The 509-nt window shown below is 74.7% G+C and carries 1 protein-coding gene; it reads right to left on the bottom strand.

The window, feature by feature from the left end:
• A partial coding sequence (locus tag CCN56_RS29075; protein WP_256962220.1) for a condensation domain-containing protein occupies positions 1-509 on the bottom strand: 509 nt, incomplete at both ends.

Genomic DNA, 509 nt, shown 5'->3' with positions numbered 1-509 from the left:
GTGTAGTCGGCGTACTGGACGGGCAGCGGCCGCCAGCTGGGGGCCCGGTCCTCGGCGCGGGCTCGGTAGGCGGTGCCGAGGTCGGCGAGGAGGGGGCCGGTGGACCAGCCGTCGGCGGCGATGTGGTGGACGAGCAGGACGAGGACCTGTCCGCCGCCGTCGTCGGGGGTGACGAGGGTGGCCCGCAGGGGCGTCTCCTCGGCCAGGTCGAAGACGTGTCCGGCGGCTTCGGCGACGGCGGCCTGGAGCCGCCCGGCGGGTACGGACCGCACGTCGAGCGGGGGCCGGACGGCGGGCAGGATCTCCTGGTGGGGTTCGCCGTCGATGCTCCGGTAGCGGGTGCGCAGCACCTCGTGCCGGTCGGAGAGGTCGGTGAGGGCCTCGGCCAGGGCGACGGCGTCGAGGGGTTCCGCCGGCCTGAGGACGAGGGGGATGTTGTACGAGGCGCTGGGCCCTTCGAGCGTGTCGATGAACCACAGCCTGCGCTGGGCGTACGACAGGGGGATGCG

The sequence above is a fragment of the Streptomyces sp. NRRL B-24572 genome (assembly GCF_002156145.1).
Classification (GTDB): domain Bacteria; phylum Actinomycetota; class Actinomycetes; order Streptomycetales; family Streptomycetaceae; genus Streptomyces; species Streptomyces vietnamensis.
The sequence above is the reverse complement of the archived record's forward strand: the minus strand, read 5'-3'. Positions and strand labels throughout refer to the sequence as shown.